This window comes from Robbsia andropogonis (assembly GCF_000970345.1).
Taxonomy (GTDB): Bacteria; Pseudomonadota; Gammaproteobacteria; order Burkholderiales; family Burkholderiaceae; genus Robbsia; species Robbsia andropogonis.
Genome location: NZ_LAQU01000006.1, coordinates 50224 through 63511, shown reverse-complemented (window position 1 = coordinate 63511; position 13288 = coordinate 50224). Strand labels below are relative to the sequence as shown.

Genomic DNA, 13288 nt, shown 5'->3' with positions numbered 1-13288 from the left:
TCGGCTTGACATCACCCTGAGAGTGGCAGAGTTAGGTGGAGAGCGATGATCGATCGCGATAATGGCGTTGGACGATACGATGGAACTGCGACTGATTCCGCTGCGGCGTGTGCCGATGTCACGCCGTTGACTGCGGCATCGACGGCAGATGATCTGCACGGCGCGGATAGTGGGCGCCCAGGTGCTCAGACGAAGTCGCTAATGTTATCTAAGCTGCCATTGGACATCCAGTGGCTTGTTCTCACAGCGCTACCGTTTCGGGCATTTGCTTGTGTGCTAAGGGTCTGCAAGGCCTGGAATGCTACCGCGCTGACATACGGTCCGGTGGGAGAGAGGATCACGGAAATGGGTCGGGCCATGACCGGCCGGGACATATGGACCGTCTTGCAGCGCAATGCTGCGGATGCAGCCATGCCGCCGGAATGGGAAGCAACGCTGCTTCTGTCCTTTGCAAGCAAGGTCGCGCACGTTGAATTGCATGATCATGGGCACCTTACCGGCGCTTGGATGCAGCGTCTACAGACGTTAAAAGCCATTCCGTCCGACGGGTTCGCCTCCGACGTCGTCAGCGAAATCGATGCACTGCAGTGGTTTGCGCAGCCACCGGGTCTTCGTTACACCCAGTGTGACGGCCTTGCGCCGGAGTTGTTTATCGCCTCGGGCTACATAGCTGCGCACGTTCTTTCGTCAAAGGGCATGACGAGGATCCTGGAGTCGATATCGCCTTATCACTTCCATCCGATAAGATCGTATTGTGCATTGTATCGGATGGTGGATTCAGCGGCGAACACGCTTTGGGTGGCAGCATGCGAAACGCAACCGTCACTGGACGGAACGAAGGTGTCTTTACCCTTGCTGCGCCTGTATGCATGGTCGTGGCTTATGAAAGACGATCTGACGGTAAGCGTCAGCGACGTTCTTCGCGACAAATTCGGGATAGCACTTGATTGTCAACGGCGTGAACTGGATCCGGTTATTGCCGAAAGAATCGCGGTTCTCGCTGCAACGACGCATATGTCGGTAAGTCACGCATGCGACCGCTGGCGCACGGAAGATGATGATTTCCGGGATGTGGTGGAGCAGCATTGCCTGCGCCAAATTCCACTCAAGATGGTAAGAGGCCGCGATATCTACGATAGGCTCGACACGCTGCCGCAATGCAGCGCGGATCTTGCGCGGCGCATCAGGGACCGCCTGTGGCATGTCGAGACGAACAATGACGATATCTTCGCAGGGGATGCGGTGCTCGCCGCGGATTTTGCGGATCTTTATTGGGCGGTGGCGCAGGCGCATGACATGGAGGCGTGGCGGTGCGTGCTGGATAAGTCCGCGCTCATGTCTTGGCGTGTGGCGCCAGTGTTGATGCAACAGCTTTCCAAGCGGCTTTTTGTGATTACGCAGATGGCATCTCCACTGAAGTGTACGGGGTTCAACATCCAGGCGTTGTTTCAATACTTTATCGCGTGGCGTGATCGTGTCTTGCCATGCTGTCTGGCGGAGCGTGAATTCGATTTGGCCGCACGTGCTTATGCTGCGCCCATCAACGTGTTGTGTCAGGCGCAGAATGCACGCACGGGATTCAGAGAGCGATCACGGTGGGCGACCTATCCCGCGGAGTTGATGGATACCGCGCACGCCGGGTTCGCTAATTTATCGCCAAGATACTGGTACGAGATTCTGGAAAGTTTATACGTCCGGGTGTTACCCCCTACCTGTAGTGCACAGAAAGCGGAATGGATGGAGCAATTTCTCCGCTCGCCCGTCGCCACGGCGCGCTATCCCAGCGCTGAATTCGCGTCCAATATCATTGTGCATGCGTCGCGGATCTGGTTCACATTGCCAGACGCTGCAATAGATACGAAGACCCGTCTCGATGTTTTTTGCGAACGGTTTGACCTAGACGGCATGCAGCGTGACCAGTTGCGCATGGCTATACTCGAAGCGATTGGCACGCGCGTTTTGACGAACGATTGCCCACTCGATGATGCACTACGCGAGTCGGGCTTTCAGGACGATGTGGATGCGGTGCGGCTAGTGGAGCATAAAATCTGGCATCGCGCCCTGCGCGTTGCCATGCAGTACCCCGACGAAGCGCGGGATCAGCTTATTCGAGATACCCGTGGGTCGGCTTTCCTGAGAAATCACGCGGCTATTTTTCTTGCTGGAACGACTGGCGTCGTGGCGCTTGAACGGATGTAAGGCGAGCGGCGAAGCGCGTGCCTGACTTGTCGGGTCAGCGCAGGACGTCGATGCGCTCGCCTCCGACATAGCCATCCAACAAGTGAAGGGTATGGTCGAGCACGACGATGTCGGCAAGTGCGCCTACTTCGATTCGGCCACGTTGCGTCTCCGCCAGATAGTCCGCGGGATATTGAGACAGACGACGCGAGGCATCGGCAAGGGATAAACCAATCTCGACGAGGTTGCGCAGCGCCTGGTCCATCGTCAGGGCGCTGCCGGCGAGCGTGCCGTCTGCCAGCCGTACCGCGCCGAGGCACTTGTTGACCGGTTGACTGCCCAACCGGTAGTCCCCATCGGGCATGCCGCAGGCGGCCGTTCCGTCGGTGACGCAGTAGAGGCGGGGAATCGCGCGGAACGCCGTCCGCATGGCGCCCGGATGCACATGCAGCAAGTCGGGGATCAGTTCCGCGAAATCCGCATGTGCCAGCGCGGCACCCACCACGCCGGGTGCGCGATGCTGTAGTGGCGTCATCGCGTTGAACAGGTGCGTGAAACCCGCCGCACCGTGATGCAATGCGTCGCAGGCCTGCTCATAGGTGGCGAGACTGTGACCGAGTTGCACACGCACGCCCCGGCTCGCCAGTTCGGCGATGATGTCGAGGCGGTCGTGGATTTCTGGCGCCAGTGTCAATACGCGGATGGGCGCAAGACCGAGGTAGTGCAGTACTTCATCGCGTCTGGCCATCGTCGTGGCGTCCGGCTGAGCACCGAGCTTGCCGCGATTCAGATAGGGGCCCTCCAGATGCAGTCCCAAGGGCGTGGCGCCATCCACTGCCCCTGGAAGGCAGCATTCGGCCAGTTCCGGTAAGACGCGCTCGAGCACCGCACGCGGCGCCGTCATCGTCGTGATCAGAAAACTGGTCGTGCCATGCATGGCGTGGGTGCGTGCAATGGTCCGCACCGCGTCCGCACCTTGCATCGCATCGGCACCCCCTCCGCCATGCACGTGCAGATCGATAAAACCGGGCAGTATCCACCGATGCGGATCGCCGCGCGCGAGCGACGCGGCGACCTCGGCGTCGGAGACCGGTATGCCCTCGACGGCGACGAGTGTGCCGGGCCCTGCCGGCGCGGCGGCAGGCGCCCAGTGCAGCACCCCGTCGATCCAGCCGGCGGGGGTGAGGATACGGCCTTGCAGCATGGTGACGGACATCGGGTCGGGCGCCGTGTGGCGCGATGTTGTCGCCGGTCGTGTCAGACGGCGAGCAGTTCCACTTCAAAGACCAGCGTCGCATTCGGCGGAATCACGCCGCCCGCGCCACGTGCGCCGTAGCCCAGTGCCGCTGGGATCGTCAGCTTGCGCGTACCGCCTACCTTCATGCCGCGCACGCCTTCGTCCCAGCCGGGGATGACCATGCCGGCGCCCAGCGAGAATTGAAACGGCGCATTGCGGTCTTTGCTCGAATCGAACTTCTGACCATCGGTCAGCCAGCCGGTATAGTGGACGCTGACGTTCTGGCCAGCCTTGGCCTCGGCGCCTTCGCCGACGATCAGGTCTTCGTATTGCAGACCGGATTCGGTCGTGGTCTTATTGTTTGACATGCGGGTTTCTCCTTGTAAGACTTTGCTGATCCGACAGTGCGTTGGTGGCGTGCGGAGGGCACCGGTGCCGGTGCCTGGTCGCTAACCGTATCGTCCGTCATTCTACCCGATGCCGATGCCGCCGATTTGGCCGGCAACCGATTCCGGCGCGCGCGCATATAATGAATCGAACCCCTCCATGGGGTGTCCCTCCTTGCGCGTTGCGCCCGTGTTCGAATCGAAGTTGTCCCTTGTAGTGGAGCGTTACCTTGTCGACACCGCCTCGGGGCAATGATGCCCCTTTTTCCAGTGCCACCACCGTCTCCGGTGTCGGAGCGGATGCACTCGCCACCGGAGGCGCCGATGCGGTCCTTGCCCGTGAACATGCCGCGCGGGTCTGCGCCGAGGCACTGGTGTTCAGCCGTGATCGCGTGCTGTCGTTGGTATCCCATGACCTGCGCGGCCCATTGAATGCGATCCATAGCTGGGCGCATGTACTGGAGCGTAAGCTTGCGGTGGACGATCCGGGCATTGCACGGGCGATCGCCGGGATCCGCACCGGCGTCGAACAGCAAGTCAAGCTGATCGAGGAGGTGATCGACCAGACACGCAAGGAAACCCGCCATTTGACGTTGTCCTTGACGGCCGTGCCGCTGTTGCCGTGCGTCGCCGGAGAGCTGGATTCGATCGAGCGCACGCTGCCGATCGAGAGCGCGGCCGGAATTCGCCGCGGCTTCGCGCTGGAAGGCGTGACCGCCACGCTCGATGCGCCGCGTTTTGCCCAGGCATGGTGGACCGTCGTCATGTATGCGTTGGCGCAACGGGTGATCGGAACGGTCGTGGAAGCCAGTGGGACGGTGGATGGCGATCGGATCGAGGTAGCGGTGGTGTTCACGCCGCGGCCAGAGGATGATGCTGGCGCAGGCGCGACTGGCACGCCATCGTCGGTATCCGCGGACCGCGACGGAGGCACGAAGTCACTTGCCGCTTACACCGCATTCCTGAATGCGCCGAGGCAACTTGATAATGGCAAGTTGCCGTTGGCTTTGGCACAGCGGGTTGCCGTGGCGCATGGCGGTGAGCTGATCGACGAAACGCTGGCCGACAGCCGTCGCCGTCTTGCGCTTCGGCAACCAGCAGTAGCGCGTCCGCCCCAGTATTGAGGCGAGCGCAAGACCGTTTTATCTGGATAATGTGTCGTCAGAGATCGGGCGCCGGTCAGTGTCAATGACCTCACCCCCTACGTCAGCCAAGAGCCGAACGTGTGGGGTTCTTCTCCTATACTATATCCGCCAAAACGGCCACCGGAAGGTGCGCCAGCAGTGCCGCCACTGGCAGCGAGATTGAACTCCCCCGTTCATTTCCGGCCGATCCGGCTGCCAGATTGCCGGTTGTTTCGACGGCATGTTCAGTCGCTGCCGATGTGCTGTCCGCACCAATCAGCGCGGTTTCAGTTTCCGCGATGCCGCGCGTCGCATTGATGTCTTCCTCGGCGGATGGAACGATCACGCGCACTTGAGTAAAGATATCCTGCAGCACCACGTTCGATAACGCGGCAGGAAGTACGATTCGTGTGTCTTCCCAAACCGATGGCGCCACGCGTGGTAGTCGTGCGGCGTCGGATACCGTCAATACATCGTCGTCGCCCGAGGTTTCGATGCCGAGCAAACCGGTCGCCAGGCGTGTGGCCACCGTAATCGACCATTGCGCGCGTATCTCTGCACCATTGGTGTGGTTCGACGTTGGCATATGCCGAGCGAAGGCGATGATAGAGCGGGCATGCGGGCCTTCCACCCGCAGTGGCATGTAGTCGCCGCGCGTGAATAGTCCGGGAGACTGCTGGCGCAAGGCGAGCAGGCGATGGATGATCCACTGCTTGACACGGCCATCGCGCCATTGCGCCAATAACGTATCGCACAGCGTCGCACGACTTCCTTCCTCGACGCCGTCCCCCGCTTGCGCATGCATGCCAGCCAGTGCCGCGGCGTGTTCCGGATAGTCTACCGGACGGCGATTGTCGGGATCGACGAGTGACCAGTCCCACGATTCGGTGCCTTGATACAAATCTGGCACGCCGGGTGATGTCAGCCGTAACACGGTCTGTTGCAAGCTGTTGATGACCCCTGCTGGCGCGATACGCTCGACGAAGCCATGCAATTGCGCCAAGAATCCTTCACGTCTATGCGGTGCGAGGATCTCCATCAGAAACGCGCGGCTTGCCGCTTCGTAGGCGCTGTTCGGGGCAAACCAGTCCGTTTCCAGTTTGGCTTCGCGCAACGCCTTTTCCTGCCATCGCGCAACGCGTTCGGCTAATTCCGCCACCGCGTCCGCGTTATCGGCGTCAAGGCTGGATGGCCAGCAGCCCACCAATGTCTGATACAGCATGGCCTCCGGTCCCGGTCCGGGAGCAGGCGTCGTCCGCGTGTCCGACCCCTTTCCGGTCACCGCGCCGCTCGCATGCGGCGCGTTCAGCATGGACCAGCGACGGCACGTACGCGCCCATGATTCAGGCATTTCAGATAGCACGGCCAATCGCGCCCTGACATCTTCCCCTCGCTTATGATCGTGCGTGGCGGTGGTCAGCATGGCATTCGGGAAACGCTGCTGGCGCTCGCTGTTCGATGCATGGAAAGCCTCTACCGACATCGAGAAGTCGTCCGGGTCGGCGCCCACTTCGTTACGGGACAGCAAGCGACCGTATCGATAACACCCGGTATCTTCCACGGATTTGGCCGCCACCGGGGACGTTAGTTGGGAGAACAGCGTCAACGCGAGTCGTCGTTGCGCCGCGCGCGCCTCCTCGTTACGGTCCGCGCGCGTTGCACGCGCCGCCGCTGATGCGCGCGGCGCTGCTGCCGTGTCATCGCTGATCGACCGAGACGGCGCCGGTCCTCCCAGCCATTGATCGATCTGGTCGAGCAGCAGATGGTCGCCACGACGTAGTGATGCACGCGCGGCCTCTCGCGCGGCGACGAAATACGGCTCGTCGACTGCACTACGCTGTCCTTCCACCGGATAGATTCGGTACACCCCGTAATGCACGACCAATTCCGTTAAAACGCGACGGATCGATGTCAACGGCCAATCGCGCGTTTGCGGCGTGTCCCGGGCAATGCGGTGTAGCGCGCGGGCCGCGCGATCGAGTTCGGCGGCCAGGTTTTCCGCGAGAATCTTTCGCCGTGCCGGCAGTGCTTCCTCGGCAAAATTCGCCGGCCGGCCGGATAGGGATGCCCACACTGTCGCCAGTGGGGCCGCACCAGCAGGATCATGCAGCAACGCGCCGACATCGTTCATGAAGTCATAACCGGTCGTGCCGTCGATGCGCCAATCGACGCGCATGGGCTCGCCGCGCGCCAGAATCTTTTCCACGACCAGATAGGGTGGGGCGTCGCGCAACGCGGCGGGCCGTTCGGCACGGGCTGCCTCGAGGCGGGTTCGCAATCGATGACAATACTCGCGCGGTTCCGCCATGCCGTCGACATGGTCGATACGTACCCCATCGATCAACCCTTCCGCATAAAGGCGCAGGATCATCGCATGCGCGGCATCGAACACATCGCCGCGCTCCATGCGCATGCCGGCGAGGGAACTGATGTCAAAAAAACGCCGCCAGTTGACCTCGTCGGACGCGGTGCGCCAACTGGCGAGACGGTAGTGCTGCCGCTCCAGCAAACGATGCAGCGCATCCCGGGCCGCGACGCGTTTCGCGACGGCTGCGCTACCTGCCCCGCCGTCCACCGCGGACGACGTATCATCCGATTCTGCTTCCGCGGGGACATGGAACGCCTGCAACGCGGCGTCGATGCTTTGCCGTCCTTCCGATGTCATGGCATAAGAAGCCAGCCCTTGTTGTGCCGCTGCAGCGCGGATGTGGTCCTCCAGCTGTGACGTCAGGCCGGCGAAGCGTGCCGTCACGGCCTGCAGCGAAGTCGATGTCGTTTGCGACAGCACCATCGGGTAGTCGACAGGGCAGACGGGAAACCGATGGTCGTAATATGCAATGTAGAAGCGGCCTTCGTCGGCTTGGAGAACGACCGACACCTTGCCGCTGTCAAGCGCGTCGCCATACGACTCGCCGAGGAACGGCGCAAGGACCTTGCCTCGTAACGCCGGGTCCGGCGAGTGCCAGTCGACGTCGAAGAAGCGTGCGTGCGCCGCGTGGCGACCCCATTCCAGGATGTCACGCCACCAGGCGTTGGCGCTACCGCCCACGCCCATGTGGTTCGGCACGATATCGGCGATCAAACCCATATTGCGTTCGCGCAATGCGGCCACCAATGCACGCAAGCCGTCTTCGCCGCCCAGCTCGGGATTGACCCGCGTGTAGTCGACCGTGTCATAGCCGTGTGTCGAACCGGGTTGCGCCGTCGTGATGGGGGAAGCGTAAAGGTGGCTGATGCCGAGCGCTGCAAAATAGTCGACGTGCCGCAGCGCGTCGGCGAACGTGAAGTCCTTGTGAAACTGTAGTCGTAACGTGGCGAGTGGGCGAGTCATGTAGGCGGATGTCTTGTTGGTTGATTGCGCTCAGGATGACGACGGGGACGTCATGGGGGCCGAGATGTGCGTCGAGCCTGCTGCCGCGTCCGCGCGTGTCCCCGGTGCCATTGCGAACGATGTCTCGTCGATCGCGCGGGGCATGCGTCGGCGCCAGTTGGGATGAACGGTGGATGGGCCCGGCAAGTTGGGCTGCTCGGACTGTCCTAGTACGTCTTCGAGCGGAAACAAGGTGAGCGGCGCCCCTGCCGCGGCGACGAATCGCAGCATGGCTCGTACCGGCGGTGTGTCCGGTACGAGCTCGTCCGCGCGGGCGGGCGTGGCAGGCGCCTGGTCGTCCGCGTCAAGCACACCCGCCTCGTGAAGTGCGGCCCACAGCGCCGCCCGGTCGCGATGGCGGGCAGCCATGTCCTCAGGCTTGCGCGCTTTCGCGTCGTCTAGGATGGCCGTCAGCGAACGCGCCTCGTCGTGGGAGGCCCCCGTCTCCTGATCACCGTCAGCACCGGGGTGAGCACTGGCGTCATGTCCGTCTTTCGTGCGGATGGCGCGGGCTTCCGCTGCTTCGATGAGCACGCGCCAGCCGATATCATCACCCCGCCACCATCCGGCAAGCGTCGGCAGGTCGTGCGTCGATGTCATGGCGACCGCATCGCGCGACCACCGAGAGGGTGGGGTGAAAGGGGCGGTCATTTCTTCCGGTGCGACGCCATCGGCGCATGCGGTATTCTCTTCGCGCTCGAACCAGAGCACACGCATGCCGAGCAAACCGGCCTCGGCCAGCGTTTCACGCAGTCCGGGTGGGACCGTGCCGAGGTCTTCGCCAATGATAATGGCGCGATGCCGCCATGATTCGAGCGCCAGAAGACGCAGCAGGTCCTCCTGTGGGTAACACAGGTAGGCGCCGCGTGCCGCGGACTCGCCGTCCGGGACCAGCCACAACCGGCGCAGTCCCAGGATATGGTCGACGCGCAGGCCACCCGCATGGCGCAATGCCGCGCGCACCATGTCGATGAACGGGGCGAACCCCTGCGCCGTCAGCGCGCGTGGCGAAAAGGTCGTCAATCCCCAGCGTTGCCCGTCGCGGTTGAACACGTCGGGTGGGGCCCCAACGCTCAAGCCGTTGAGCATGGCATCAGGGTCCGACCACGTCTGGCTTCCAGCGCTGTCACAGCCGACGGCCAGATCCGCGATCAAGCCGATCGGCATGCCGGCGGCGCGTGCCGCGGCTTGCGCGCGTGCCAACCCCGCCGCGGCTTGCCATTGGAGAAACAGTTGGAAGTCGATGTCTTGGCGATGTGTTTCCGCAAATGCGGCAATCTCGGCGCTGTCCGGGTCACGTAATGCATCGGGCCATTGTCGCCAGTCATGGCCATGCGCCGCGTCATCAGCATCCGCGTTGGCGATTGACGCGGCATGCAACGCTTCAAAGCGGGCGTGACGTTCGAGCGCGATACCGCCGGCTTGGCGGAACGCATTGAATTCGGCGCGCGCGGCACGGCGCTCCGCAGCTGCCGCCAGCGTATCGGCTGTCACGTCGGCGGGCGCACGCCGCACGGTATCTCCCACGACATCAGAGCCGGACGATGGCCGCGCCGCGTTGGCATCCTCGGCGAAGTACGTATCGAACAGGTGACGCAAAATAGCAAGGCGCGCACGCACCGCCGTCGGCCAATCGATCAGCGGCGCACGGCCCAGGGCGTCGAGGGTTGGGCCGAGTTGCAGTGCCTTTATCGCATCCTCACATGCAGCAGCGCCGACGACGGCGGCGGGATCGATATGCCAGGCGTTCAGGAACAGGCGGCTGGACGGCGAGTAGGGGCTGTACTTTCCGGGGTCGGCATTACACATCGCGTGAAGCGGACTGATGGCAAGCGCCCCGGCACCCGATGTTGCGGCGGTTCGCGCAAGATCTGCCAAGGTGGAAAAATCACCGAGCCCCATATCCGGTGCGCCAGTGTCGTGCGATGTGCCGGAAACGGTGGAACGCGAGGCAGGTCGCAAGCCATAGACCTGCGCGCACACTCCCCAGACATGCACGCCGCCAGCCCCCCCGTCCTCCGCGATAGCATCGCCTGCGGTCTCTGTCTCATCGGCCGGTCGCGCCGTGAGGAGGGGCGCGTCGAGGGGCCATTGCGTGGCCAGCGCGTCGGCCACGCCGAAGCAGCGCGTGGGCGCGATGGCCAAGGCGACCCGGGTCTGCGCGTCATCGAATAATTGCAGCGTGTGATATCCCGGGTAGTCGATCGGCTCGATCGCGACGTAGGCATTCGCAGGCGCGTCGGCGGGCATCGCGTCGCCTGGGGACGCGCAACGTGCAATGCGTCCGCGCAGCGTGCGTAGATGCGTCTGCGCCGGTATCGACACGTCGTCGCCCACCGTGGTGCCGACAATCTCGGCGGCGCCGGAGGGCGCCGGAGCATGCGTCGACAGGCGGGTATCCGGGTTCGGCGCCGCCGGGTCGGGCTGTCGCCCGGACGCACGATCCCAGGCACCGGGCGGAATGGTGCCATCCAATGCAATGCTGTAGGTCATGCCAGGGCGTAGCCAGCCCTCGGGTAGCACCAGTTTTTCGCCAACCGTTCCAGTGAGCAGTGGCGGAGCCCGGCGGCCGAGGGACTCGGCATCGAGTAGCGCAAGGCTTTCCTCGCATTGCGCCACGGTGTCGGACGGCAATCCGATACGCGCCAGCAGCACGGCGAGGACATCCGCCGGCACGCGCTGTGGCTGATCGGTCGCATCCTGCCAGTCCACGAGGAAACCGGCGCGTGTCGCCAATGCGGCGCGGCGTTCGGCGAGGGCATCGTCCGACGGGGACGGGGCCTGCTTGGAGGCCGACATCATGTAGTGGCTCCAGGCGTGGCGGGTGGCGCCTTCGTACCAATGCGTCCTGAAGGCAACAGCGCGCCGTCGGGTTCGCACACCATGGCGACAAAGCTGCGCGCCAGTAGTCGGCCCTCGCCGAACGCTTCGGCGGCACCCGGTAACGTCTCGAAGATCGGCGTGTCGACGCACGGCGGCGTACCGCCAATCACGGCCGCGACGTCGCTGTCCCTTGCATCGACGCTTGCATTCCGTAATGCGCCGTCAAAGCAGGACGCGGCTATCGGCTGCCCTCTGGCATCGCGCGCGGGGCACGCTGGCACGCTGGCGTCCCGCGCGCTCAGATTGAGGCCCAAGGTCAGGCGATTGCCGTTGGTCAGGCGCCAGCACGCCACGATCGCACCGTCTATCACTTGCGCGCCCAATGCGTGCGCCCCTCCTTGCAGACCGGGGATCACGTATTGACGTCGCGCGGCCAGCGCATCGTGATAGAAGCCGCGCCATGCCGCGATGTCATCGGCATCCTGATCGATATGCGGTCCAAACGGCTTGGACAACGTGAAAGTCCCGACATCATTTGGATCGGGAATCCGCTTGCGTTTTTCGGGATCGTTAAAAGCGTCGAATTTGGCGAATTCCTTGCGTCGGCCTTCACGCACCGCGTCGGCAAGATCGCCGGTGTAGCCGGTGAAGAAACAGAACGGTTGCCGTGAACCGGTTTCCTCGCCCATGAACAGCATCGGGATTTGCGGCGAGAGCAGCATCAACGCCGTGGCGGCACGCAGACTGTCATCGTCGGTCAGTGCGCGTAGCCGTTCGCCAAAGGCGCGATTGCCGGTCTGGTCGTGGTTTTGCAGGAAAAAGACGAATGCCGACGGCGGCAGCGACCCGCTCGGTTCACCCCGAGGCGCGCCGTCGTGAATCGGCGAGGGCTCGCCTTGATAGACGAATCCCTCGCCGAGTACCCGGGCGAGCTTCTGCAGCGGGTCCGTGGCAAACGCCTCGTAATAACTTTCCTTTTCGCCAGTCAGCAAGACGTGCAGCGTATTGTGCGCGTCATCGCTCCACTGCGCCTGAAAGTGATGGACCAGAAGGCTCGACGTATTGCGTTCGTTTTCCAGCACCAGATGCACGTGACGCCCTTGCGAGACAGTGGAGTGCACGCGCTCCGACAACTCGCGGAGCCAACCGTCGTTATCAATCGCGTGAACCGCGTCGAGACGCAAGCCATCGAAGCGGTATTCCAGCAACCAGTACAACGCGTTTTCGAAGAAGAACTCGCGCACTTCCGCGCGATCGAAATCGATCGCCGGGCCCCATGGCGTATGCGTGCCGGCCTTGAAGAACGATTCCGCGTACGCGTGCAGGTAATTGCCGTCGGGGCCGAAATGGTTGTAGACGACATCGAGGAACACCATCAAGCCCAGCCCGTGCGCTGCATCGATCAATGCCTTCAGCTCTTCCGGACGTCCATAGGTGGCATCCGGGGCAAATGGCAACACGCCGTCGTAGCCCCAGTTTCGCGCACCCGGGAAATCGTTCAGCGGCATCAATTCGATGGCCGTGACGCCCAGCGCCTTGATCTCCGGCAGCTTCTCGATAACGCCACGATAGCCGCCGAAGCTGCCCACGTGCAATTCGTACAGCACGGTTTCCTCCCACGGCAGGCCGCGCCATTCCGGATGCTGCCACGCATAGGCGGTCGGCGCGATCACCTCGCTGGGTTCGTGTACGTCGTCGGGTTGAAACCGGGAGGCGGGGTCGGGCACATCCAGTACGCTGCCATTAGGGTCTTCCGGATGCACGCGGTACAGGTAGCGCGTGCCGGCACCGCACTCGGCTTCGAGCTCGAACCATCCGCCTTCCGCCGTCCGCATCGGCATGATTGTGGCGCCGGTCGATTGGGCCTCGGAGGCAGAGGGCGCGATCACGAGTTCCACCCGCTCCGCCGTGGGTGCCCATAGCCGGAAACGCGTATGGTCGGACCCGGTGACCTGGGCTCCGAACGGTAGCGTGCGCGAAAAACGTGCACCGGGCTGCAGGCCGGGTTGCACGCTGAACCGCGTGGTTGCACCGGGCACCGGCGACGCCGTGGCGCCGTGGATGCCGCTCGCCGGCGACTGCGTCGACGCACTCGCGGCGTGACGGGTGGTGGGGGTGGTCGTCGCGTCTCGCGAAGCGCTGGCGTCGATGCTGCGTGCGGTCATGGCGG

The 13288-nt window shown here is 63.3% G+C and carries 7 protein-coding genes; 2 read left to right on the top strand and 5 right to left on the bottom strand.

Translation table 11 applies throughout. The annotated features are described in order from the left end of the window. The first annotated feature begins 45 nt into the window (after positions 1-45). Positions 46-2199, top strand: a complete 2154-nt coding sequence (locus WM40_RS07730; protein ID WP_046152607.1) for a hypothetical protein — start codon at positions 46-48, stop codon at positions 2197-2199. Between the two features lie 34 nt (positions 2200-2233). On the opposite strand, the gene nagA is transcribed toward WM40_RS07730, so the two are convergent. Both nagA and WM40_RS07720 read right to left on the bottom strand, forming a co-directional pair. Then, positions 2234-3382 carry an N-acetylglucosamine-6-phosphate deacetylase gene (nagA, locus tag WM40_RS07725; RefSeq protein WP_046152658.1) on the bottom strand — a complete coding sequence of 383 codons (1149 nt, stop codon included), beginning with the start codon at positions 3380-3382 and terminating at the stop codon, positions 2234-2236. A gap of 53 nt (positions 3383-3435) precedes the next feature. Beyond that, positions 3436-3783 (bottom strand): FKBP-type peptidyl-prolyl cis-trans isomerase, encoded by a 348-nt coding sequence (locus WM40_RS07720; RefSeq protein WP_024901356.1) that lies wholly within the window; start codon positions 3781-3783, stop codon positions 3436-3438. A gap of 248 nt (positions 3784-4031) precedes the next feature. On the opposite strand from WM40_RS07720, the gene WM40_RS07715 reads away from it, so the two are divergent. Further along, positions 4032-4925: a sensor histidine kinase gene (locus WM40_RS07715; protein WP_052738229.1), complete on the top strand. Its 894-nt coding sequence runs from the start codon at positions 4032-4034 to the stop codon at positions 4923-4925. Between the two features lie 115 nt (positions 4926-5040). On the opposite strand, the gene treY is transcribed toward WM40_RS07715, so the two are convergent. The 3 genes from treY to treZ are packed head-to-tail and all read right to left on the bottom strand — an operon-like array spanning position 5041 to position 13283. Continuing rightward, positions 5041-8256 carry a malto-oligosyltrehalose synthase gene (gene treY / locus WM40_RS07710; protein ID WP_052738228.1) on the bottom strand — a complete coding sequence of 1072 codons (3216 nt, stop codon included), beginning with the start codon at positions 8254-8256 and terminating at the stop codon, positions 5041-5043. Positions 8257-8286: 30 nt separating this feature from the next. Continuing rightward, positions 8287-11097 (bottom strand): 4-alpha-glucanotransferase, encoded by a 2811-nt coding sequence (gene malQ, locus WM40_RS07705; protein ID WP_052738227.1) that lies wholly within the window; start codon positions 11095-11097, stop codon positions 8287-8289. Further along, positions 11094-13283: a malto-oligosyltrehalose trehalohydrolase gene (treZ, locus tag WM40_RS07700; RefSeq protein WP_052738226.1), complete on the bottom strand. Its 2190-nt coding sequence runs from the start codon at positions 13281-13283 to the stop codon at positions 11094-11096. Before treZ ends, malQ begins: the two co-directional genes overlap by 4 nt. Positions 13284-13288 lie beyond the last annotated feature (5 nt).

What these genes read in the sequence shown, in the direction of transcription:
- WM40_RS07730 (WP_046152607.1), top strand. Translation starts at nt 46, where the DNA reads ATGATCGATCGCGATAATGGCGTTGGACGATACGATGGAACTGCGACT.
- nagA (WP_046152658.1), bottom strand. Translation starts at nt 3,382, where the DNA reads ATGCTGCAAGGCCGTATCCTCACCCCCGCCGGCTGGATCGACGGGGTG.
- WM40_RS07720 (WP_024901356.1), bottom strand. Translation starts at nt 3,783, where the DNA reads ATGTCAAACAATAAGACCACGACCGAATCCGGTCTGCAATACGAAGAC.
- treY (WP_052738228.1), bottom strand. Translation starts at nt 8,256, where the DNA reads ATGACTCGCCCACTCGCCACGTTACGACTACAGTTTCACAAGGACTTC.
- malQ (WP_052738227.1), bottom strand. Translation starts at nt 11,097, where the DNA reads ATGATGTCGGCCTCCAAGCAGGCCCCGTCCCCGTCGGACGATGCCCTC.
- treZ (WP_052738226.1), bottom strand. Translation starts at nt 13,283, where the DNA reads ATGACCGCACGCAGCATCGACGCCAGCGCTTCGCGAGACGCGACGACC.